The organism is Bombella pluederhausensis, assembly GCF_026385525.1.
Taxonomy (GTDB): Bacteria; Pseudomonadota; Alphaproteobacteria; order Acetobacterales; family Acetobacteraceae; genus Bombella; species Bombella pluederhausensis.
The window spans coordinates 378,722-402,370 of the sequence record NZ_JANIDY010000001.1 but is presented as its reverse complement, the minus strand read 5'-3'; the positions used below and the strand labels follow the sequence as shown (position 1 = coordinate 402,370).

Here is a 23,649-nt window from a genome sequence, read left to right as displayed (position 1 = left end):
GTTCTACCATCACACAGAAAAGCGGCCATCCCCGGCGAGGTCCCGGCGACTGCGCTCCAGCTCCACAGCATAGCAGCGCAGCGTGTGCCGCTCGCTCAACTGCCCAACGAGCTGCCGGGACTGTCGATCTTCCACCACGGCCAACACATCAGCCTCTGCCTCGGCGAACAAATCGGCTGCTTCACGAATGGTCATCTGTGGCTCCAGCATGACATCCCGATAACAGGCCAGACTGGAGACAGGCCGGTCACTCGCAGAGGCTGCCGTGATCTCGGAAACCAGAGCAATCCCCTGATAGCGGCCTTCCTCATCCACCAGTACGAGGCGTTCCTCAATACCTAGCGTGAGCTGCCCTTGGGCCTGCCGAATGGTCATGTCTGCCGGGAAACTGCGTACCTGCGCCCGCATCAATTTCTGCACGGTCAGAGCACGGAGGCCACCCACATCCACTGCGGACCGGATCGTCTCACCCCGCAAGTGGAAACGCCATGTCGCAAAATTATAGCCAAACAGTCGCCTGACCGTCAGCAAAGATAGAGTAGCGGACAACACCACGGCACTACTCAGTGTCATAATGCCCGTCATTTCCAACACCATGCAGATCATGGTCATGGGACCGCCAATGATGGCCGTTGCCATCGCCACCATGCCCAATATCGAACAGATATACAGGTCTGCCGGGGCCAGCCCATAAGGAGCCAGCAAAGCCCCGAAGCCCTCACCCGCCAGAACACCCAGAAACAACGAGGCAAAAAACAGACCTCCTCGGAATCCCGACCCGATGGAAAGGCAGGAAGCCACAGCCTTGAGCAAAAGGAGCAGCAGAGCCACAGAAGGCACAACCTGCCCCGTCAGCACCAACCCAACCCCACCATGCCCCGCCGACAGCACTGAAGGGAAGGACGCCGCCAGACAGGCCACGAGCAAGCCTCCCAGAACAGGCCGCAACCAGACAGGCACAGGCAGCTTCTGAAACACAGCCTGCGTCTGCGTCACACAATACATGATGACGATGGCCGTAAGAGCGCACAGAATAGCCAGTAAACCAACACCCGGCACAGCACTCCAACCCATATGCCAGCCCGTCATCAGGGATGGCAGACCGCCATCCATCTGCGTAAGATGCCGCACCCCCAGCCCCGCCATGGCCGCCAGAGCAATGGGAAACAGATTGGCGAGGCTGTACGTTCCCAACACCAGCTCAAACGCATAGAACGCCCCAGCTATGGGCGCATCAAACCCGGCACTGACAGCCCCTGCGGCTCCGGCTCCCACCAGAATCCGCATATCCTCCCGCCGGACATGGAAGACCCTCCCCAGCCATGAGCCGAACGCCGCAGATATCTGCACATAGCCTGCCTCCAACCCGATGGAAGCCCCTACCCCGTTGGAAAGAACCGTCTGTAAGGCAAGGCTAATACTATCCCGCACAGACATGCGGCCCCCATGCAGGGCGTTAGCCTCCACCGGGTCTACCGGGCGGCGTTTCATCCAGCGCCGCAGAAAGGCTCCCAGCAGCCCCACAGCCAGACCACCACCACCCAGCACCAGCAGGCACCGCCATAGCGGCAAGGCAGGCAGTTCCGACAGGTGTCCGCCATTATACAGGCCATAGAACAAGACATGCAGGGCAAGGGTAACGGTATTGATCAGAAGGACGCAGCACCCTGCCAGCCCTCCCGTCACAAGAGCCAGAAGGAACAGCCCCAGCCCATCACGGCGGACAAAAGCCCGCAACCCTGAAGGTGCGAGCCATGTTGTTCGTTTTGTCTCGGAAAACGTGTCTCTCAAGCCGATGGCTCAGACACCAAAACGCTGCATGAAATCCTGATAGACCTGCGTCAGCTGTTCCACGGAGGTCAGGGAAACATGCTCATCACGCTTGTGCATGGTAGCCCCCACAAGCCCGAACTCAGCCACAGGGCAGCAATGAGTGATAAAGCGGGCATCAGACGTACCGCCGCCTGTATCCAGCTTCGGCTTCCGTCCTGTCACAGCCTCCACGGCCTGAGACAGCTGCTCCACCTCAGTGCCCGGTTCTGTCAGGAAAGATTCCCCACTGACGGCAACATCCATGTCGGCATCAGGTGCGTGGCAGGCCACGACATCTTCAATCCAGTTACGCAGGCTGTCGCTTGTATGGAGATCATTGAAACGGATATTCACCCGTGCCTGTGCCGTTGCCGGAATCACGTTGGTGGCCGGATTCCCGACATCCACACTTGTGATCTGTAGGGATGATGGCGCAAACCACTCGCTGCCCTGATCCAGCGTGCGGGCTGTCAGGTCATGCAGGATTGGTACAAGGCGATGGATGGGATTATCTGCCAGATGGGGATAGGCCACATGCCCCTGTACCCCTTTGACGGTAATCACCACATTCATGCTGCCCCGGCGGCCAATCTTGATGACATCGCCCATTTCGGCCGGGTTTGTCGGCTCGCCCAAAAGGCAGAAATCAGGGGCTTCACCCCGTTCCTTCATCCATTCCAGCACGGACTTCGTGCCGTAACGGGCTGGACCTTCTTCATCACCCGTGATGAGAAAGGCCAGACTGCCCTTCAGCGGTCCGGCCTCCAGTCGGCGGGCTACGGCAGCCAGAGCAGCGGCGACACCGCCCTTCATATCTGCCGTACCACGCCCGTAAATATGCCCATCCCGAATTTCACCGGCAAACGGGTCGCAGCTCCAGCCCTCACCGGGGGGGACAACGTCCGTATGACCTGCAAAACAGAGACAGGGACTGCCCTGCCCCAGACGGGCGTACAGATTGGGCGTCTGTTCACCCTCCGGGCCAAAGGCAAGGCGTGTCACCTCAAAACCCATCATTTCCAGCGACCGGGCCACAACGCTCAGGGCCCCATCATCCGCTGGGGTAACGGAACGGCACCGCAGAAGGTCCTGCAACAGGGCAACCGGATCAGATGGAAATGATGGATTGGTCATGAGGTCACTCAGTCACGCAGCAGCTCGTTAATGGACGTCTTGGAGCGTGTACGCTCATCAACACGCTTGACGATCACAGCGCAGGCCAGAGACGGCCCGCCCGGTGTCTTCGGCGGCAGAGTACCCGGCACAACCACGGAATAGGCCGGCACACGGCCCATATGGATTTCACCCGTCGTGCGATCCACGATCTTGGTGGAAGCCCCAAGGAACACACCCATGGAAAGGACAGAACCACGCTCCACGACCACGCCTTCAGCCACTTCAGAACGAGCACCGATGAAGCAGTCATCCCCGATGATGACAGGAGCAGCCTGAAGCGGCTCCAGCACGCCACCAATCCCGGCGCCACCGCTGATATGGCAGTTCTTGCCGATCTGCGCACAGGAGCCAACCGTGGCCCATGTATCAATCATGGTACCGCTTTCGACACGGGCACCCAAATTGACGAAGCTCGGCATCAGCACAACACCCGGTGCGATGTAAGCGGAACGGCGGACAACAGCCCCCGGAACGGCCCGGAAACCAGCCTTGTCGAACTCGGCCTTGCCCCAGCCAGCAAATTTCAGCGGCACCTTATCAAAGCCCGGAGCCCCACCGCAGCCATTGGCCATTGGCTCAGACTCATACAGACGGAAGGACATCAGAACGGCCTTCTTCAGCCATTCATATACCACACGGCCATCTTCCTTCTGCTCGGCAACACGGAATGTCCCGTTATCCAGCCCAGCCAGAGCCGCTTCCACAACATCACGAGCCTGACCCTGCGTCTGCGGGGAAAGGCTGGCACGATCTTCCCAAAGGGTTTCAATCTGCTTGCGAAGCTCTGCGTGATCCATAAAACGCTCCTTAATTCTTAAACCACAATCTGGGCAGGCGAGCCTGCCCTACAACTCAGTCCGCTTTGATGAGCGTACCCTGCCCTGCCTTGGTAAACAGCTCCAGCAGGCAAGTATGAGGCACCCGGCCATCCAGAATGACGGCCGCCTTGGCTCCGGCCTGCACGGCCTTGAGGCATGTTTCCACCTTGGGGATCATACCGCCCGTGATGTGTCCTTCCCGGATGAGACGGCGGGCTTCTTCTGCCGTCAGTTCCTCAATGCGCTGGCCGTTCTCGTCCAGCACACCGGGAACATCCGTCAGCATCAGCAGGCGGGAGGCCCGCACGGCCCCGGCAACGGCACCGGCAGCGGTATCAGCATTGATGTTGTAAATCTCGCCTTCATCCCCGGCACCCAGCGGTGCCACGACCGGGATCAGGCCAGCCCCAAGAAGCGCATAGAGCACACGGGGATCAACCCGCTCCGGCTTGCCGACAAAGCCGAGATCAACCGCTTCGCTCTCATTCTCATCTGTCCGATGGTAATGAACGAGACGGCTCGCCTGAATCAGACGCCCGTCACGGCCGGAAATCCCCACAGCCAGAGCACCAGCATGACTGATGAGGTCCGCTACCTGCTTGTTGACCGTACCGGACAGGACCATCTCGATCACATCGATCATTTCACGGTCCGTGACACGCAGCCCGTCAATGAAACGGGATTCAACACCCAGCCGCTTCATCATGCTGTTGATCTGCGGGCCACCACCATGCACCACGATCGGGTTGATGCCCACCAGTTTGAGCAGAGCAATGTCACGACCGAATGTCGCAGCAAGGCTGTTCTCGACCATCGCATGACCACCGTACTTCACCACGATGGTATCACCGGCATAGCGGCGCAGATAAGGCAGTGCACCCGCCAGAACAGCGGCCTGCTGCTGATCGCTCAGACTGTCAGGGGCCAGAAAGTCTTCTGGAAGGGGCATGGAGGGAGACTTAGGAGAAGACATGGCCATTCACTCTACAGAAAAACTTTTCAGGACCGATCACTGGCAGGCTCAGCGAAGCGCGCCATTATGCCACGCAGCTCGGCAATACCCAATGAGGTCGTGCTACTTGTTGCCACAATGTGCGGGAAAGCGGCCGCATGGGTCCTCGCCAGCGCTTCCACTTCCTTCTGACGACCGCCCAGAGCGGACGCCGACAGGGCATCACATTTTGTCAGCACGATCTGGAACACAACGGCTGCTTTATCCAGCAGGTCGCAGACTTCCTTATCAGATGCTTTGAGACCAACCCGCCCATCAATCAGCAAGATCACACGGGCCAGATTGGGACGCCCCCGCAGATAGGCGAACATTGTCCGCTGCCAGTCTTCCTTCACGGCCTTAGAGGCTTTGGCGAAGCCATAACCCGGCATATCCACAAGGGAGAGCCGCCCGCCCAGATTGAAGAAATTGAGCTGCTTGGTCCGCCCCGGCTCGGAAGACGCACGGGCCAGTGCCTTACGGCCCGTCAGCGCATTGATGATGCTGGACTTGCCCACATTAGAGCGCCCTGCAAACGCAATCTCTGCCCGATCCGGCGGTGGAAGCTGCTCGATGGCCTGCGCCCCGAAAAAGAAGTCACAGGGGCCAGCAAAAAGCTTACGGCCTTCCTCCAGCTCATCCTCACTGGGGAGGACTGTCTGCATCAGCTGCATCATGAACCTTTCTTCTTGGGGGCCGTCTTGCGAGGGGACTTACCCTTACGGCCCATCAGCGGCACGGGCAGGCTGGTACGGCGCTCAATGTAATGCTGCTGAAGGAAGGTCAGCACGTTGTTCCATGTGTAATAAACCAGCAGACCGGCCGGGAAGCTGGACATCACGAAGACATACACGATTGGCATGAACTGCATGATGCGGGCCTGAGCCGGGTCCATGTTGACCATGCTGTGCTTCTGAAGCAGCCAGAAGGTGATACCCAGCGCCGCCCCCCAGATGCTGAGATGCAGGAAGGAGAAGATATGCGTGGGGTCAAACGGCAGCAGCCCGAACAGGTTAAACAGGTTTGTCGGGTCCGGCACGGACAGGTCCCTGATCCAGCCGAAGAAAGGCGCATGACGCTCATCAATGCTGAGATTGAGCATCTTATACAGGCAGAAGAAGATCGGTGCCTGAATGAGCATCGGCAGGCATCCCCCTGCCGGGTTGATCTGTTCTTCCTTATAAAGAGCCATGACCTTCTGGTTCATGGTCATCGGATCATCTTTGAACCGCTCCCGAATCTCCGTCACTTTCGGGGCGATCATGCGCATACGAGCCGCAGACTGCGCCGCCTTGGAAGCCAGCGGAAACAGAAGAATCTTGACGATCAGCGTCATGGCCATCAGCCCAAGGCCGAAATTGCCGATATGCGCATAGAGCCAGTGCAGCAGGAACAGGATCGGCTTCGTCAGGAAGCTGAACCAACCGAAGTCAATGCTATCATCAAAACGGGGCAGACCCAGCTTGCGGCCATAATAACGCAGCAGACCCGGCTCCTTGGCCCCAGCAAACAGGTAGCTCCCCTGTCCTAGACGAGCGCCATCCTGAATGACCTGCGGCTCCTGCGATGTGAAGGTCACACGGTAAGACCCGCCACCCTCTGGCACATAGCTGTAACGGATACGGACATCAGAAGCAGCATCAGCGCCAACGGCTGTAAGCCAGTATTTGTCCGTAATACCGCCCCAGCCGCCTTTGCCGCTGTCGGTCCATGATACATGATCCGGCCCGTTGCCGTCCGTCCGCAGGGACTTGTACCCCTTGTCCGCCAGCTTGCCGTTGATGACACCAATCGGCCCCTCATACGCCGTGAAAGACCCGGTATCCTCCGGCAGGTAATCACGCTGCACACGCTGGAATGGATAGAGAGACACAGGCTGGCCAGAATGGTTTTCCACCTCCTGCCGCACCGTCACCATATAATGGTGATCCTGCGCCAGATGGATGATGAAGCGGACACCGGCCCCGTTATCCCAATGCAGGGTCACGGGTGTTTCCGGTGTCAGGCCGGCCTGATCGCCTTCCACCTGCCAAAGTGAGCGTTCATTCGGCAGGCGGGTCGTGAAACCGGATGCATTTTCCCAGCCCAGAACCAGATAGTTCGGCTTTTCACTGCCAGCTTTGTCCAGCAGACGGACTAACGGACTATCCTTGGCGATGGTCTCACGGTAGCGGGTCAGCTCCAGATCATCCAGCCGTGCCCCACGAAGATTGAAAGAGCCCTGAACATCAGCAGATGCAACCTTCAGTCGATGCTCCGCATGATCGTCAGCTTCCTCAGCAGCCCCCGCAGAAACAGGCGCAGCAGCCGGAGCCGCCTGCGTAACAGCCGCTGGAGCTGGATTCTGCGCCTCTACAGGTTTGTGCCTGTCGGGAGGCAGAAAGAAATTGAAGCCGATCAGGATCAGGGCCGACAGGGCGACGGCCAGAATAATACGTTTGCTACTTTCCATCGGGCTGGAGCCGCTCTTTCTTCATTCTGGAAGGGTAGTTTGCCCCTTCAGTGGCGTAAAATCATTCCCAAAACAATAGCCACGCCATTTTTTTTACGTTTCACCCGATGAATCAGGCGGAGATCAGGGGGGATAATCCACCCCTCCCGGGTTAAAAGGATGGCATCTGCAAATCCGGCAAAGCGTCAGCCACCCTCCCCGAAACGGGCCATGTCGGCGGATCGCTTCCTCACCATAGGCACTACAGCTAGGATGAAACCGGCACTGCCGCCCCATGAGTGGACTGAGACATAGACGATAGAGCTTGATGAGCCCCAGCAGACATAAGGAAAGCAGCGCTTCTGCCGCTTTCACTCTGCCCCCTTCTCAAGGGCATGCAAAACTTTGCGCACGTCATTTTTCAGAAGGGGGAAAGGCCGCTTTCTGGTCGCGGCACGTCCTATCAGGACGAGATCACCCGAGGAAGGGCATCCTTCCTCCTTCACCACCAGCCGGAGGGCTTCCCGCAGGCGGCGGCGTGTACGGTTGCGTATGACGGAATTACCAACCTTTTTGGTCACGGTAAAACCGGCCCGTACTGTCATGTCCCCCTGCTCCAGCAATACCTGACCGATCAGCCCGGGAGACACAACCTTATGGCCCTTGCGGGCCACACGCAGAAACTGCGACCGCTTCTGCAGGCGGTCAGGCTGTTTCATGCTCAGGCGGAGAGCTTCTTACGGCCCTTGGCACGGCGGTTTGCCAGCACGCGGCGGCCACCAACAGTAGCGGAACGTGTGCGGAAGCCGTGGCGACGCTTACGAACCAGACGGGAAGGCTGATATGTGCGCTTCATCTTTTCAATCCTCTAATCTTAACAACACGCCCCGCAGAGCATGTATCAGAACAGGACGCACCCAGTAACGCCCCTCCACTTAGGGAGTGGCTTTTAAGGGGATGGCCCTGTCCTGTCAATCCTGCAATTCCATCCGAATGGCGCAGGACATGGGGGTTCCGCCTGCGTACCGTTCAGGCGTCTTTCTTTTCAATCAACTCAATCTTATAGCCATCAGGGTCCTGTACGAAGGCAATGACAATCCCCGTATTGCCCATCGGCCCGGCCTCACGCGTGACACGCCCGCCACCCTGACGGACCGTATCAACCGCAGCGGCAACGTCCCGCACACCCACGGCAAAATGGCCAAAGCCTGTCCCGTGCGTGTAATCCTCGGTCTGGTCCCAGTTATAGGTGAGTTCGATCTCACCCTCACCCCGGGCATTGCCTTCATAGCCAATATAAACCAGCGTGAAACGCCCTTCCGGCACTTCCAGACGGCGCAGCTCACGCATTCCCAGCAGACGATAAAATGTCAGGCTACGATCAAGGTCCCGCACACGAACCATCGTATGAAGATAGATGCTCATATGTCTTTCTTCCTTTTATCAGAAATGGAATCCGGCTTCAGCCCATAGAGAAACAGCCCCAGACGGTCCGCCTCTTTTATACAGCGATCCGCATCCATGACCAAGGTGAGCTGTGATGGAAAGGCTATACCTCTCACACCAGCTTCCGCCGCCTTCAACACCGTGACCGGGCCAATGGCCGGCATGTCGGCCCTCAGCTCCTGCCCTGCCTTGGGCATCTTGACGAGCACACCGCCCGCCCCTTCCTGCTTCAGGTCACCACAACGCCGCAGCATGGCATCTGTGCCTTCCAACGCTTCAACGGCCAGTGTCAGGCCATTTTGCACGACACAGCCCTGCCCTATATCCAGCGGCCCCATAACCGAGAGAATATGCACGGCCCTCTGAATATCCGCCAGAGCTTGCCTGTCCGGCCTTACCCGGCCCCATGGGCCATAACGGTTTTCATCTGCCAAGAGAAACTCATGCGCCCCTCGAACACGAAAACCTTCTTCCTCCAGAAGGCGCACAATAGCAGCAAGAAGGCCATCATCCCCGGCAAAAATGGCACGACCAAGACGAGCAAGCAGGCGCACGCCCTCAGCATCCGGCCTCAGGGCCCGCCATGACGGGCGCCGGACAGGGCCGATGAGCACAAGCTCACGACATCCATGTGCTCGCAGCGCCTTGAGTATGGCCCCTGCTGCCGCCAGACGAATGATTTCATGAGGATAAGGGGCCAGACGGGTTTCATCAGCAAACCCTTCGAACCCCACAAGAAAGGGCTCCTGCCCCTTCTGCCGAAGCGTCTCAGCCAACTGGGCAGGCAGCGGGCCACCACCCGCCAGAATCCCAACCCGTGCTGGCAGGCTCACCCCTCCATATCCTTGCTGGAGGCACCGCCTTTCCCCGGCCGGGTCAGGCCACGGCGGCTGGGTTCTTCCATAAAACGGAGCATCTCCACCACACGGCCAATATGCCCGTAACGCTGACGGACTTTTTCCATACGCTCCCCAAGCAATGGGCCACCGCCACCAGAGCGAGGATAGAGCTCCCGAAAGGCGAGACGCATCTGCTGCATTTCACCAGCATCCACACCGGCACGCCTGAGGCCAATCCAATTCAGCCCGACCAGTCGGGCCCTGTTCCCCAGAACACTGCCATAAGGAATGACATCCATCTCCACGCCACAGAGACCGCCCACAACGGCCCCATGACCAATGCGGACAAACTGATGCAGCGCTGCCGACCCCATGATCCTTGCATGATCACCAATCAACACATGGCCGCCCATCACCACATTATTGACGATGATAACACCATCCCCCAACACGCAGTCATGAGCAACATGAGCATTTGCCATGATGAGACAATCCCGCCCGATGCGGGTTTCCCCCGCACCCTGAGCCGTGCCCCGATGGATGGTGACATTCTCCCGTACAACCGTACCGGCACCAATGCGGCACCGGGTCGGTTCCCCTGCATATTTAAGGTCCTGCGGTGGATAGCCTACGGTCGAAAAAGGGTAGATTTCCACGCCATCTTCAAGGACCGTATGCCCCTCAATCATGACAGACGCATGCAGCTGGACATCTCTGCCCAGCTGAACATCCGGCCCCACCATGCACCATGGGCCAATACGCACACCCTCACCAAGAGACGCCCGTGGGTCCACAAGAGCCGTTGGATGAATCTCGGTTTTTCCAGGGGGCTGTCCCGGTTCTGGCATCAGGATCAGTCCACGATCATGGCGCTGAAAGAAGCCTCGGCCACTGTCGTACCATCCACCTTGGCAACACCACGGAAGCGCCAGACCGTCCCACGGGCACGCTCCTTGCTCACATGAATGCGCAGCTGGTCACCCGGTCCGACAGGGCGGCGGAACTTGGCATTTTCTACCGTCATGAAATAGACCAGCTTGCCCTCAAACGCCTTACCCAGCGTCAGCACAACCAGCGTTGCGGCTGTCTGCGCCATGGCCTCGACAATGAGAACCCCCGGCATGACAGGCCGTGCCGGAAAATGGCCCTGAAAGAATGGCTCATTGACCGTGACATTCTTGATGCCGACAGCGGATTCCGCTGCCTTGATTTCTTCCATCCGGTCCAGCAGAAGGAAAGGATAGCGATGCGGAATCGCCTTCATAATCTGCATCACATCTACGCTCTCAGGCACCTGATGTGTCTGCTCAGCAGCATCTCCCACTTATCTCATCTCCCGGCTTTTTTAGACAAAATGCAACCGTCCGCCTATCCCGGTAGGAAAAGCGGTCAATGTTCGCACCTTATTACCAAAAAAAATCCCGAAAGACCAATCTCATAGTCTTATTTGCGAGAAAGCTTTCTCAATGTCGCCACATTCCTGAAAAATTCACGGAACGGCATGGCCGGGCTGCCAATCACATCCGCCCCAGCCTCCACATCATTCATCACACCACATTGAGCCCCGATGCGGGCCTTTCTGCCGATATGAATATGGCCGATCAACCCTGCCTGAGCAGCGATCGTCACGAAATCCTCAATCTCCGTGGAGCCAGAAACTCCGGCCTGAGACACCACGATACAGCACCGCCCCAAACGGGCATTGTGACCAATCTGCACCAGATTATCGATGCGTGTCCCGGCCCCGATCACCGTATCCCGCATGGAACCACGATCAATTGTCGAATTGGCACCGATCTCCACGCCATCTTCCAGAATGACACGCCCAAGTTGAGGAACCGTTTCAAATCCTTCTGAGCCAACGGCAAAACCGAAACCATCCTGCCCGATCCGGGCCCCCGGATACAGGACGACACGTTCCCCCAGCAGCGCATGGCTCAAGGTTACATGCGCACCAATCCGGCACCCGGCGCCCAGCACAACATGATCGCCCAGCATGGCGTGAGCGCCAATCACGCAGCCATCGCCAATCTGAGCTCCATCACCAATGACGGCAAACGGCCCGATCTCCACCTGACGGCCAATTGTGACATTCTCACCAATAACGGCTGTCGGGTGGCGTTTTTCCTGCGCCGGTGAAAGCGGATGGAAAAGACGAGCCACACGGGACCACGCCAGATAAGGCTCCCGGCTCACCAGTGCCGTACATCCTTCCGGCACCTTATCCGCAAAGGCAGGCCCTAGAATGACCGCCCCTGCTCCCGTTTCCTGCAACAACGACAGGTAGCGGCGGTTATCCAGAAAAGACACATGCCGGGGACCAGCAGCGTGGAGCGGAGCGACACCCTCAAACAGGGTCTCTGCATCCGCATTCCCGACCGCCTCCGCACCCGTTGCCTCCAGAAGCCGCTTCAGAGCAAATGGCCCTGAACGCTTAAAGAAGCGGGAATCTCCGGGAAGCTGGTCCTGCTGCTGATCTGCCGACATGCTCCGGCGCCCTTACTGCTGGCGCCGCAGAATTGACCCCTTCTCCGGAGCCGGTGCAGCTGCCGCAGGCTGGGCCCCGGCTGCCTGATTCATCAGGCGTTCCTCATCAGCTGTTGTCGGCATCTTGCCGGACTTTGCCAGCACTTCAGGGTCCACACCATCACCGGGAATGAACACATGCGGGAGAGCCTTATTAAGCAGATCTGCCACTTCTTCCGTGATGTCCTGTCCATCCACATGCAGAACAGCCTGCTCGGCATGAAGAACGAGATTCATGCCATGTGCAGCCGCAACCTTGGCAATAATACCATCACGCTGCTCCAGCACACGCTCGATCTGATGGAAAGCCACCTGATAGGCTTCCTGAATGATCCGGGCCTGATTGCTGAAATCACGCTGATCCTTAGCCCGTCTCTCCTGAAGATGACGAACACGCAGCTGAAGCTGATCGGATGTCAGAGTCCGAGCCTGTACCTGAAGCTTCTGCTGTTCAGCACGCCAGTCAGCTTCTTCCTTCTGCACAGCATGGGCCAGACGATCACGCCGCTCACCGAGAACCTGCTGCATCTCCTGTGCAGCGGTGGAAAGCTGCATCACACCCTGCACACTAATCAGCCCAACCGTCACAGGCGGCGGCGCATTGCCCTTCGGCACGGCAGGAGACGCCGGAACAGGCGGCAGAGGCAGGACAGGCGGAACCAGCTGCCCTTCCCCTTCAGGAGCACCATCACCATCATCCATGCCTCCCATATCGGGCATAGCCGCCGGAGCAGGAGCCGCCACGGGTGCCGCACGATGATGCGATGCAGCTGGAGCCGATGGCTGGGCCGTCTTGGGCACAAACCACGCCCCGTTACCATCGTTGCTATCTGCGGCAAAAGAGTGGCTCACCGGCATGAATGCCAGAGCACTTACAGCCATCAGGGTCAAAGGCAGTGAAAAGCGTGACATGAAAACCTCTTTATGAAAATGAAACCGGCTCATGCAGGCCGGCCCAAAGGACCGGCGGATGATGACCCAAAACTCTCTTAGAACTGCTGACCAAACCCGAAGCGAACCGGATACAGACGGTCACCATGCTCACGATGGATCGGCACAGCACCATCAATATTAACCAGACCGAACGGGCTCTTCCACGAAATACCAAGACCACCAGAGACACGCGGCGTCATGGTGCTTCCCCCAATCGGCGTATAGTACGGGTCGTTCCAGTTACGGTAGTGGTTACGATCCTTCACACGCTTGCCGGAAAGGCTACCGGCATCGATGAAGCCACGCCCAGAAATACCCAGACTATCCCCCATGGGCAGCGGGAAATTCAGCTGGATGGATGCCGTATACATGAAGGTACCACCCAGCAAGTCTTCCTGACCGGCCCCCGGACAGTACCCGTTACGAGCCTGACCCAGCGGTGTATTGGCAGCGCCACTATGACAGGGGGCTTTGTAGTGGCTGCTGCGTGGCCCAACACCACCCTGAAGGAAGCCTCGCAGATTCTGCCCACCGAGATAGAAGTTATCCACGATGTTGCGGTCGCCGCTGGAACTCCAGTCATGCATGTAGCCCACGCCGCCCTTGAACTGGAATCCCCAGCTATGGTTACCCGTCAGATCATCCAGCGGAAGGTAATAGCTACCATTGGCTTTAACACGATAATATTTCTCATTACCGCCCAGACCGGCAAAATCACCCCCAGCGCTGAGAACATAACCAGAACGTGGGTTCATGCGGTTATCTCGGCGGTCATAGGTGATATTCGTGCCGATCTGCGACAGCAGAGACCAACCAGCTGCATCACGCACATAGACAGACGGCGTATCATCTTCCCAGCCCGGATACTGCGTTCCCGGCACACCGTTACCAACGTGGCGGTCCACAACCGTGTAAGTCCATGACTGCGACAGATAGCGGTTATAGGCATAACCCAGACGGACAGACGCACCGTACTGGCCTTCATTATAGCTCTGGTAGGTCTGATAATTGTTCTGGATCGTATAGATATCGAACCCGGCCACGAAGTTACGGCCAAGGAAGTACGGGTCCGTCACGGACAGATCGGCCTGCTTCTCATAGTAAGCAACCGTACCGGAGAACCCGGCATCAATCCCCGTACCAAGCAGGTTATGCTGTTTCAGACCCACGTTACCCATGATACCGGCGTCAGTCGAGTAACCACCACCGAGGGAGAACTCACCAGTTGGCTTCTCCACCACGTTGGCGCTGACATTAACCTTATCCGGCGCAGACCCCTGCGTCTGATCCACATTCGTGCTGCTGAAATACCCCATATCCTGAAGGGCCAGCTTGGAATATTTACGATTGAAAGGCGTATAAGCGTCCCCTTCAACCATCGGCAGGTTACGGCGGATCACATGGTCACGTGTGATCGTGTTGCCATTAATATCGATGCGCTCCACATAGACATGTGGGCCTTCGACAATATCGAACAGAAGGTCAACGACCTTCTTTTCAGGATTACGGGCGATCTCAGGGCGCACCATAGCGAAGGGGTGCCCATTGGCCTGCAACCACTCCTGCATGTCCGTAGCGTTATCCTGAATGGCCGTACCATCGTAATACTGGCCCTTATACACTTCCAGATGCTTCTTCATCATATCCGCCGTGACATGATGAACATTGGAGCGCACGCCAATCTTACCCAGACGATAGCGTGGCCCCTCATGAAGGGTATAGGTGATGTAGAAACTCTTATGGTCAGGAGACAGCTCACCCGTTGCATCGACCATGTGGAAATCCACAAAGCCGCTATGCAGATAGAAACGTCTCAGCAGCTCCGCATCATACCGGATACGTTCCGGATTATACTCATCCGATGAGGAGAAGAAACGGTACCATGCATGTTCCTTAGAGGACACCACATGAGACAGAGCCGCCTCGCTGAAACTCTCATTACCAACGAATGCAATCTTCCGCACCAGCGTCTGCTGTGATTCATTAATATTGAAGATCACATCCACACGGTTATGGGAAAGGCGGATCACCTGCGGCACCACAGTCGCCCCATAACGGGCACGGGCAGCATACATGTTCAGGATTTTCTGCCGGTCCACAGCCACGGTCTGAGCCGAGAACACAGCACGGGTCCGCAGGCTGATTTCCTTCATCAGGTCCTTGTCTTTAAGAGCATGATTGCCCTCAAAGACAATACGGTTCACTACCGGATTTTCCGTCAGGTTCACCAGCAGCGTGCCACCTTCACGTTTCAGCGTCACGTCCCGGAAAAGACCCGTAGCATAAAGCGTTTTCAGTGAACGATTCAGGGCGTCACGGTTGAAACTGTCGCCAGGCTGCACCACCATATAGGAAAGAACGGTGCTAGTTTCGATTCTTGTATTACCCTGCACCTCAATGGACTGGATCACCCCGCCCGCTGGCGCATACGCTCCCTCACCCGCAGGATGAGCATGCTGAAGACGAGACCGGCCCTGCCCCTGCTGTGATGCTGCCTCCGCCGCACAGAGCAGGGCCGGTGCCGTACAGACAGAAGCCAGCAGAGCCAGTCGAACGGCCATAGGCCGGAACCTTTTCGTACGCAATCCTGACAAAACCGGTATTCCTCGTCCCAAAATTCCACGAACAACCATCACGCCGTACCCCGTGCGGGACACCCAGACAGTCCCATACGCACAAGCGCATCAGGCAGCTCCCGATTGTAATGTCACAATCAAAGAAGCTACCTGTCTCAGTCATATACTCTACCCTAGAAGGTCTTTTCCATCATTGCAGGGGGAAAGATCAACCCCCATGTGCAAACAACCAGTGAAAAACTCCCAACCCTCTGAGATCGTTCACTGTTGAAAAGATGAAAAGCGCCGCTACCAGAAACAGCCCAACCTGAAGCGCATAACCCTGCGTCCGCTCCGAAAGCGGCTTCCCTCGAATGGCCTCACAGGCATAGAAAAGAAGATGCCCACCATCCAGCATAGGCACAGGGAACAGATTCAGCAGGCCAAGATTGAGTGACAGCAGGGCTACAAATCCCAGCGCACTGGCCACGCCATAATCCACAGCCTGACCGGACATATGAATGATACCAATGGTCCCGGAAAGCTGACGGGCACTCCGCTGCCCGCTGATGATCTGCCAGATGCCTTCCAGCATATTGCCGCACATGTCCCATGTCTGCCCGATGGCAGCCGGAACAGCCTTATAGACAGGCAGCGGCGCAGTATGGCTGACAGCAAACCCGACACCCAGACGACCCACATCATGCCCGCCCTGCTGAATGCGATCCAGCGTAACCGGCACTTCCTGAGCCTGCCCCTTCCGCAGGAAACCGACCTTAATGACCTCGCCCGGATGAGCGGCAATCTGTGCCTGAATATCGCCGATACTGAGAATATGATGGCCATTCAGACGCTGGATTTCATCACCCACCTGCAAACCGGCCTTCATGGCAGCGCCATCCGGGGCCAGCGTGCCGATATCAGGCCGTGCCTCCGGCTTCCCAAAACAGGAAAGCAGCACCACGAACAGCAGAATAGTCAGCAGAAAATTGAAGACAGGCCCCGCCACTGTCACGATCGCCCGGGACAGGACAGATTTACGATTGAAGGCATTCTCATCACCTTCTTCTCGTGGAGCATCGGGGCGATTTTCAAACCCGTGAAGTTTGACATACCCACCCAGCGGCAGAAGGCTGATCTGCCACCGTGTCCCGGCCTTGTCCTTCCATGATGTCAGGGCTGGTCCAAACCCGATGGAAAAGACCGTGACCTGCACGCCACGCCAGCGGGCAGCCAGATAGTGCCCCAGCTCGTGAATGAAAACGACAATCCCGAAAACGACCAGACCGGCGATGATACTCTGAAGACTATGCATGGCCAGCCATCCGCTTTATCTGAGCCCGGGCCAGTTCACGGCCCATTTCATCCCAGTGATAGACATCCTCCAGAGAGGTCGGTACCGGATTTTCCGGCATGGCCTGAAGGCTGGCATCAATCAGTTCACCAATGCCAAGGAAGCGGATCTTTCCGGCAAGGAAAGCCTCCACAGCAATCTCATTAGCCGCAGAAAACACGGTCGGTGCCACGCCGCCAGCCCGCAAAACCTGACGGGCCAGACGCAGCGGAACAAAGCGTTCCTCATCCACGGCTTCAAAGCTCATCTGCCCCAGCTTCACGAAGTCCAGACGCTCACATTTCGTCTGCATCCGGGTCGGAGAAGCCAGCGTATGAGCGATGGGAATCCGCATATCCGCCGTCCCCATCTGGGCCACGAAGCTACCATCCCGGAAACAGACCATCCCATGCACGACAGACTGCGGATGCACCAACACGTCTATCTGATGTTCCGGCAGGTCGAACAAACGGGCTGCCTCGATGACTTCCAGCCCCTTATTCGCCATGGAAGCTGAATCAATCGTGATCTTGGCCCCCATGGACCACGTAGGATGCTTCAGCGCCTGCTCCGGGGTGGCTTTCGCCATCTCTTCCTTCGTAGAGCAGCGGAACGGCCCACCGGAAGCCGTCAGCACGATCTTCTCCACGAGAGACATATCCGCCCCGCCAAGGGACTGCACGATCGCATTATGCTCGGAATCCACGGGAAGAAGTTCAGCCCCAGCGTCACGCACGGCTTCCAGCATCACGTTACCAGCACAGACAAGCGCTTCCTTGTTAGCCAGTGCCACCTGATGCCCGTTGCGGACAGCCTCCAGCGTAGGCGCCAGACCGGCAGCCCCGGTAATGGCCGCCATTGTCCAGTCAGCCTCCAGCGCACCGGCCTCGATGACAGCCTGCCGACCAGCAGCAACCTTCACGTTCGTTCCGGCCAGACGTTCTTTCAGCTCCGCATACTGATCTTCATCATTCAGAACAGCCAGTTCAGCATTCAGCTCACGAGCCTGCTCTGCCAGCAGGGCGGCATTCTTTCCCCCCACAAGGGCCCGCACCTGGATGGAGTCTGCCTGCTCTTTCAGAAGATCGACTGTCGAAACACCGATACTGCCCGTACTGCCGAGCACACTGATACGCCGCCGCTCAGAACCTCCTCCCATGAACTACCTCTCCCTGATGATTTCAACATGATACGAAATGGCAGGTCTGCCTCATGACAGACCTATAGCAGAGACTGCTGCTCCAGAATAACGATTAACGAAAGAGCTGCCAGAACGGCTCGTTTCCAGCCATCAAAGCCAGAATGGCAGCAACAGGTGCCGCCAGAAGAAGCGCATCCAACCTATCCAGAAGCCCGCCATGGCCGGGAATGAGACGCCCGGAATCCTTCACACCAAGCTGCCGCTTGAAGGCACTTTCCAGCAGGTCGCCAATCTGGGCCGCCACCGCAATGAGCCCCCCTGTCACGCAGGCAGACACAGACCAGCCCTGCCCCGCCCAATGACCGACAAGACCGCCGAGGATCACCGCTCCTACAATACCGCCCACTGAGCCGGAAATGGTCTTACCCGGAGAAATGGCCGGGGCCAGCTTTGGTCCACCAATCAGGCGCCCCGTTGCATAGGCACAGCTATCACTCGCAATGACGGCAAAAATAACAAAGAAGGTTTCATAAAACCCTTCCGGCCGCTCCCGCAACCAGAGAAGGGAAAAACCGCCAAACATGGCAACCATAACCGGGCCAAAAGCCCGTTTGCCAAACAAGACACTGGTGGAGAGCAAGTAAAAGGCAGCATACCACTGCCCCTTAATGGCAATCAGTCCACCACAGAGAGGCCAGAGCAGAAGCAGAAGCCCCCGCAAGCCTTTCATAGGCTGACCCAGCAGGGTCTCCCCTTCCCAGACAATCCCGACCATGACAAGAAGCACAAGCGCCCTATAGGCCCAGCCTCCATACCAGAGGCAGAGGACAACCACTGGTACGATCACAAGACTGGAAAGAATGCGCTTCTGTAACTCTGTCATTCGGGCCGCCCTCCAAAACGCCGCTGACGGCGCATGTAACGCTGAATGGCCTCGGCAAAATCTTTTTCACTGAAATCCGGCCAGAGTACATCCAGAAAAATCAGCTCCGCATAGGCGGACTGCCAGAGCAGGAAATTAGACAGGCGGCTCTCCCCGCTTGTCCGCATGACAAGATCAGGGTCCGGCACATCATGCGTCTGGAGAGCACTGGCAAACATGTCTTCATCAATGTCCTGCGGGGCCAGTGTGCCGGCCCGCACCCGCTCTGCCAATATACGGGCACTACCGGCAATTTCTGCACGGCTCCCATAAGAAAGCGCCAGAGAGAGGACCAGCCGCGTGTTTCCACGCGTCTTTTCCTCCGCACGGCGCAGCTCACGACAGAAGGAAGCGCCAAAACGCTCCGGCTCACCAATGATCCGCAACCGGACGCCCTGCTCGTCCAGCTCCTTGAGGCGATGACGAAGATAGAACTGCATCAGCCCCGTCAGGTCACTGATCTCCTCGCCAGAGCGCCGCCAATTCTCCGAAGAAAACGCATAGAGTGTCAGATAGGTTATCCCGTGCTCTATCGCTGCCCGAACACAGCGCTGCACGGCCTCACCACCCTCACGATGCCCCTGCACGACCGGAACGCCACGGGCCTGCGCCCAGCGTCCGTTACCATCCATAATGACAGCCACATGCCGGGGGAGAGCCTCGGGCGGCATCTCCCCCGCCGGGATGGTGGAAGAAGAAAAATCCGACAACGTTCTTGCTATCAGACCTGTTTGATGTCGCGTTCTTTATCAGCCAGCATCGTATCCACCCGGCCAATATAGTCATCCGTCAGCTTCTGGATGGCAGCTGTCCAGACCTTCATGTCGTCCTGACTGATATCGCTGCTCTTTTCCAGCGCCTTGGTCTTGTCCATACCGTCACGGCGGACACCACGCACGGCCACACGACCACCTTCGGCATAACGGGCGGCTGCCTTGGCCATCTCGTTACGGCGTTCCTCCGTCAGCTGCGGAATGGGCACACGAATGGTCTGCCCTTCGGTCGCCGGGTTCAGGCCCAGCCCACTCTCACGGATGGCTTTCTCCACGGAGGAAACAACACTGGCATCCCAAACGGACACTGTCAGCATCCGGGCCTCTGGCACGGCCACGGAGCCAACCTGAGACAGCGGCACAACGGAGCCATAGGCCTCCACACGCACCGGCTCCAGCAGGTTCGGGCTGGCACGGCCAGAGCGCAGACCGGAAAGGTCACGGCGCAGGCTCTCCAGAGCGCCTTCCATGCGGCGTTTGAGATCATCAAGCAGTTCGTTCAGTTCTGTGCTCATGACAAGTCATTTCCTCGATAATCAGTTCTGCTTACCAGCCCTTATGGTCTGGTATGATAATCCGGTGATCCTCAGTCCTCAACAATCCGGGTGAAACGTCCCTCACCCTTCATCGCTGCGGCAAAAGCACCCGGCGCATGCATGTTGAACACGATGATCGGCAATGCATTTTCCCGTGCAAGGCTGACAGCCGCCGCATCCATAACCTTCAGGTTACGGGCGAGCGCATCCATGTAGGTCAACTGTTCATAACGCTCGGCATTGGGATTCAGGCGTGGGTCATCAGAATAGACACCATCAACCTGCGTGCCCTTAAAGAGCGCATCACATTCCATCTCATTGGCCCGTAGGGCGGCTGCTGTATCGGTCGTGAAGAAAGGATTGCCCGTACCGGCAGCGAAAATGACCACACGCCCCTTCTCCATATGCCGGACAGCACGGCGGCGAATGTAGGGCTCGGCGATGGATGCCATATGGATGGCCGTCATCACACGGGTTTCCACATTGCGCTTCTCCAGCGCATTCTGAAGCATCAACGCATTGATGACCGTGGCCAGCATCCCGGCATAGTCACCCTGCACACGGTCCATGCCCTTGGCAGCCGCTGCCAGACCACGGAAGATATTGCCGCCACCCACGACAAGGCAGACCTGCCCCCCCATGGAGGCTACGTCTGCAATATCAGCCGCCACCATATCTACCATCTCCGGGTCGACACCCGCCGTTCCCTTGCCCATCAGTGCCTCACCGGACACTTTGAGGAGGACCCGTTTATAAGGGAAGTTTGGTTCTTGGGGGGCGGTGCTCATGGTCGTACCGGCTCTCTGGTTAATGATGTCCTGAAATCTGTCTGCTCTCTCATACAGAGCCAGCCCTGCATGAACAAGCGAAACTCGTGTGCCTCAGCCATAATCCGCAAGGCCAAGGGCACGCAGCCGGGCCGTTTCCTTGTCCCACGCGGCCCGCTCTTTCACATTCAGGAAAAGATGGCAGGGAGCATCCAAAAGGTCTTCAAGCTGCTTCCGTGCCCGCATCCCGATTTCCCGGATGCGCTGGCCCCGCTCCCCGATGAGAATGGCCTTATGCCCTGCTCTGGACACATAAATCGTCACATCAATGCGGATGGAACCATCCTTGCGGGTCTTGAAAGATTCCGTCTCCACCGTGGCATGGTAAGGAATTTCCTCATGCGTTTGCAGGAAGACCTGCTCCCGCACGATTTCCGCCGCCAGAAGCCGGTCCGGCAGGTCCGTAAGATCATCCTCAGGGTAGTGATACGGCCCAACAGGCACAGCCTTGGCCAGCCCGTCCAGCAGACCATCCACTCCTTCACCAGAACGAGCGCTGACCATATAGACTTCCTCCACGGGGAGAAGGTCTGTGATGGCCTTTGTCAGGGGAAGAAGCTGATCCCGCTGGATGAGGTCCGTCTTGTTCAGCACCAGCCAGACGGGACGCTTCCCTTCCTTCAGCTTCTCGATGATTTCCTTAATCTCATCCGTCAGGCCGATGCGGCTATCGACCAGAAGAAGGGTCAGGTCGGCATCCTGTGAGCCACTCCATGCCGCATTGACCATCGCCCGATCCAGACGGCGGCGTGGCTTGAAGATACCCGGCAAGTCCACGAAGACAAGTTGTGCCGTATCCCGCATGACAATGCCGAGCGTGCGAAAACGGGTCGTCTGCGCCTTGGGGCTGACGATGGAAAGCTTGGCCCCAGCCATACGATTCAGCAGGGTGGACTTACCCGCATTGGGCGCACCGACAAGAGCAACAAAGCCGCAGCGTGTCTCGCCGCCTGTGGCGGTCTTCTCTGTATCCTCAGGCACGTTCTGTCTTCTCCTGCCCTATCTTCTTCAATAAATCCGTGGCGGCAGCGCTCTCAGCAAGCCGCTTGCTGCCTGCACGGCCAATGCCCGTCTCACCCAGCGCCCGGACCTCCACACAGAAGACCGGCGCATGCGATGGACCATCAGCAGATGTCAGCTCATATTGGGGAAGTGCTTCACCCCGCCCCAGCAGAAACTCCTGAAGCAGCGTTTTCGGTTCCTTGTGAGGCTGTCCACTCTTTTCGATGTCCTGATCCCAGAGGCGGCGAACCACATGCCGGGCAGGGTCCAGCCCGGCATCCAGATAGAGCGCCCCAAGCAGAGCCTCCATCGCATCCGCCATGACACTGGCCAATGCCCGGATGCCTGCACTCTCCTCATGCTGGGCAATCTGTATTGCCTCGGAAAGGTCTATGCCTTCCGCAATGCGGGCCAGCACGGGGCGGGACACCAGATGAGCATGACGAGCACCAAGGGCGCCTTCCTGTTCCTCCGGGTAACGCTCGAAAAGCCATTCTGCCATCAGCAGACCAAGCACACGGTCCCCCACGAACTCCAGACGCTCGTTGGACCCCTGCCCTCGTGGCGTCTTCGTTGCCGGGCGCCCCTTCTGCTTGCCACGGCTGCGCCCTCCCTGTCGTCTGGGGACAGCGGAACGGTGCGTCAGTGCCTCATGGAGCAGTGCGGGGTCGGAAAAGCGGTGTTCCAGCTTCGCCTCAACATGGCGAACGGCTTCATCACGTGTCATCATCAGTCGATACCATGCAGGAAACGGCCCCAGCGGATTTCTGCCGGCCAGTACCAGAACTGCCATGTCGGATGGCGCATGTCGACAGAGAACAGGACGATCTTCGCCCGCCCCACCAGATTATTAACCGGCACAAACCCGAGATCATGCCCGCTGCTATCTGTCAGATAATCATTACCGGCAGGTACGGCACAGCTTCCGCTCTCATGCCCTCCCTGAAACCGGCTGTCCGAACTGTCGTCACGGTCATCACCCATGGCAAACAGACAGCCCTCTGGCACGGTATATTCAGGCGTGTTGTTGGCCAGATCATCATCCCGCATTTTCAGAATATCGTGGGCAACAGTCTGGCCATCCTCACGAGGCAGCATCTCACGGTACCGTGTGCCGGAAAGCGTATAACCACGCTCATCGACCACACTGTAATGACCCTTATCCTCCCGTGGTACTTCCTTACCATTAATGAACAGACGCCCCTGCTCCATGCGGATGCGATCGCCCGGCAGACCGACAATCCGCTTGATGTAATCGACTGATGTATCCTTAGTGAAACGGAACACCGCCACATCACCACGGTGCGGCATGGTGGCAAAAACACGCCCCGACATGAAAGAAGGAGAAAACGGGAAAGAATAGCGGGAATAGCCGTAGCTCATTTTGGAAACAGCCACGAAATCCCCAACCTGCAGGGTCGGGATCATGGATGCCGAAGGAATGTTGAACGGCTCAACAAGCAGTGAGCGCACGGCAACAACCAGAATGAGCCACAGAAGAATCTGCCGTATGGATGCTCCAAGACTTTCCTGTTTATCTGTCTGTTCTGGCTGTCTGTCTTCGCTCATGATCCCTGTAATCCTGTTC

General features: G+C 57.7%; 25 protein-coding genes. All 25 read right to left on the bottom strand.

Features of this window, described 5'->3' with window-relative positions; translation table 11 throughout:
* Positions 1-9: 9 nt before the first annotated feature.
* Entirely contained in the window at positions 10-1,791 is a 1,782-nt protein-coding gene (locus tag NQF86_RS01780) for a chloride channel protein (RefSeq protein WP_266115894.1), read from the bottom strand.
* Between the two features lie 9 nt (positions 1,792-1,800).
* The gene (gene dapE, locus NQF86_RS01775) at positions 1,801-2,946 is read right to left on the bottom strand and encodes a succinyl-diaminopimelate desuccinylase (protein ID WP_266115893.1); all 1,146 of its coding nucleotides are present in this window, start codon (positions 2,944-2,946) and stop codon (positions 1,801-1,803) included.
* A gap of 8 nt (positions 2,947-2,954) precedes the next feature.
* Entirely contained in the window at positions 2,955-3,785 is an 831-nt protein-coding gene (gene dapD, locus NQF86_RS01770; protein WP_266115892.1) for a 2,3,4,5-tetrahydropyridine-2,6-dicarboxylate N-succinyltransferase, read from the bottom strand.
* Positions 3,786-3,840: 55 nt separating this feature from the next.
* A complete protein-coding gene (gene argB, locus NQF86_RS01765) occupies positions 3,841-4,779 on the bottom strand; it encodes an acetylglutamate kinase (protein WP_407652839.1) in 939 nt (312 codons plus the stop codon).
* 26 nt (positions 4,780-4,805) lie between these two features.
* Positions 4,806-5,474 (bottom strand): ribosome biogenesis GTP-binding protein YihA/YsxC, encoded by a 669-nt coding sequence (gene yihA, locus NQF86_RS01760; protein ID WP_407652838.1) that lies wholly within the window; start codon positions 5,472-5,474, stop codon positions 4,806-4,808.
* Positions 5,471-7,249 (bottom strand): membrane protein insertase YidC, encoded by a 1,779-nt coding sequence (gene yidC / locus NQF86_RS01755; protein ID WP_266115891.1) that lies wholly within the window; start codon positions 7,247-7,249, stop codon positions 5,471-5,473. Before yidC ends, yihA begins: the two co-directional genes overlap by 4 nt.
* A gap of 123 nt (positions 7,250-7,372) precedes the next feature.
* Positions 7,373-7,585 (bottom strand): membrane protein insertion efficiency factor YidD, encoded by a 213-nt coding sequence (gene yidD / locus NQF86_RS01750; protein WP_457851393.1) that lies wholly within the window; start codon positions 7,583-7,585, stop codon positions 7,373-7,375.
* A gap of 14 nt (positions 7,586-7,599) precedes the next feature.
* The gene (rnpA, locus tag NQF86_RS01745) at positions 7,600-7,947 is read right to left on the bottom strand and encodes a ribonuclease P protein component (protein ID WP_266115889.1); all 348 of its coding nucleotides are present in this window, start codon (positions 7,945-7,947) and stop codon (positions 7,600-7,602) included.
* Between the two features lie 2 nt (positions 7,948-7,949).
* A complete protein-coding gene (rpmH, locus tag NQF86_RS01740; RefSeq protein ID WP_018979184.1) occupies positions 7,950-8,084 on the bottom strand; it encodes a 50S ribosomal protein L34 in 135 nt (44 codons plus the stop codon).
* 173 nt (positions 8,085-8,257) lie between these two features.
* Entirely contained in the window at positions 8,258-8,653 is a 396-nt protein-coding gene (gene gloA, locus NQF86_RS01735) for a lactoylglutathione lyase (RefSeq protein ID WP_266115888.1), read from the bottom strand.
* Positions 8,650-9,507 carry an LpxI family protein gene (locus NQF86_RS01730; RefSeq protein ID WP_266115887.1) on the bottom strand — a complete coding sequence of 286 codons (858 nt, stop codon included), beginning with the start codon at positions 9,505-9,507 and terminating at the stop codon, positions 8,650-8,652. Before NQF86_RS01730 ends, gloA begins: the two co-directional genes overlap by 4 nt.
* Entirely contained in the window at positions 9,504-10,361 is an 858-nt protein-coding gene (lpxA, locus tag NQF86_RS01725) for an acyl-ACP--UDP-N-acetylglucosamine O-acyltransferase (RefSeq protein WP_266115886.1), read from the bottom strand. The genes NQF86_RS01730 and lpxA overlap by 4 nt, the downstream gene beginning before the upstream one ends.
* Before the next feature lie 5 nt (positions 10,362-10,366).
* Positions 10,367-10,786, bottom strand: a complete 420-nt coding sequence (gene fabZ, locus NQF86_RS01720) for a 3-hydroxyacyl-ACP dehydratase FabZ (RefSeq protein ID WP_266116435.1) — start codon at positions 10,784-10,786, stop codon at positions 10,367-10,369.
* A gap of 170 nt (positions 10,787-10,956) precedes the next feature.
* Positions 10,957-12,000 carry a UDP-3-O-(3-hydroxymyristoyl)glucosamine N-acyltransferase gene (lpxD, locus tag NQF86_RS01715; protein ID WP_266115885.1) on the bottom strand — a complete coding sequence of 348 codons (1,044 nt, stop codon included), beginning with the start codon at positions 11,998-12,000 and terminating at the stop codon, positions 10,957-10,959.
* Positions 12,001-12,012: 12 nt separating this feature from the next.
* Positions 12,013-12,951 carry an OmpH family outer membrane protein gene (locus tag NQF86_RS01710; RefSeq protein WP_407652837.1) on the bottom strand — a complete coding sequence of 313 codons (939 nt, stop codon included), beginning with the start codon at positions 12,949-12,951 and terminating at the stop codon, positions 12,013-12,015.
* Positions 12,952-13,028: 77 nt separating this feature from the next.
* Entirely contained in the window at positions 13,029-15,533 is a 2,505-nt protein-coding gene (gene bamA, locus NQF86_RS01705) for an outer membrane protein assembly factor BamA (protein ID WP_266115884.1), read from the bottom strand.
* A 223-nt stretch (positions 15,534-15,756) separates the two neighbouring features.
* Positions 15,757-16,842 carry an RIP metalloprotease RseP gene (rseP, locus tag NQF86_RS01700; RefSeq protein WP_266115883.1) on the bottom strand — a complete coding sequence of 362 codons (1,086 nt, stop codon included), beginning with the start codon at positions 16,840-16,842 and terminating at the stop codon, positions 15,757-15,759.
* Entirely contained in the window at positions 16,835-18,019 is a 1,185-nt protein-coding gene (dxr, locus tag NQF86_RS01695; protein WP_266115882.1) for a 1-deoxy-D-xylulose-5-phosphate reductoisomerase, read from the bottom strand. Before dxr ends, rseP begins: the two co-directional genes overlap by 8 nt.
* A 94-nt stretch (positions 18,020-18,113) precedes the next feature.
* Positions 18,114-18,884: a phosphatidate cytidylyltransferase gene (locus NQF86_RS01690; protein WP_266115881.1), complete on the bottom strand. Its 771-nt coding sequence runs from the start codon at positions 18,882-18,884 to the stop codon at positions 18,114-18,116.
* On the bottom strand, positions 18,881-19,594 hold the full coding sequence (gene uppS, locus NQF86_RS01685) for a polyprenyl diphosphate synthase (protein WP_266116433.1): 714 nt from the start codon (positions 19,592-19,594) through the stop codon (positions 18,881-18,883). Before uppS ends, NQF86_RS01690 begins: the two co-directional genes overlap by 4 nt.
* 50 nt (positions 19,595-19,644) lie before the next feature.
* A complete protein-coding gene (gene frr, locus NQF86_RS01680; protein ID WP_266115880.1) occupies positions 19,645-20,211 on the bottom strand; it encodes a ribosome recycling factor in 567 nt (188 codons plus the stop codon).
* A 71-nt stretch (positions 20,212-20,282) separates the two neighbouring features.
* On the bottom strand, positions 20,283-21,020 hold the full coding sequence (pyrH, locus tag NQF86_RS01675; protein WP_266115879.1) for a UMP kinase: 738 nt from the start codon (positions 21,018-21,020) through the stop codon (positions 20,283-20,285).
* Positions 21,021-21,113: 93 nt separating this feature from the next.
* Entirely contained in the window at positions 21,114-22,040 is a 927-nt protein-coding gene (era, locus tag NQF86_RS01670) for a GTPase Era (RefSeq protein ID WP_266115878.1), read from the bottom strand.
* Positions 22,033-22,791 (bottom strand): ribonuclease III, encoded by a 759-nt coding sequence (gene rnc / locus NQF86_RS01665; protein ID WP_266115877.1) that lies wholly within the window; start codon positions 22,789-22,791, stop codon positions 22,033-22,035. The genes era and rnc overlap by 8 nt, the downstream gene beginning before the upstream one ends.
* Positions 22,791-23,630 (bottom strand): signal peptidase I, encoded by an 840-nt coding sequence (gene lepB / locus NQF86_RS01660; RefSeq protein WP_266115876.1) that lies wholly within the window; start codon positions 23,628-23,630, stop codon positions 22,791-22,793. The genes rnc and lepB overlap by 1 nt, the downstream gene beginning before the upstream one ends.
* Positions 23,631-23,649: the final 19 nt, after the last annotated feature.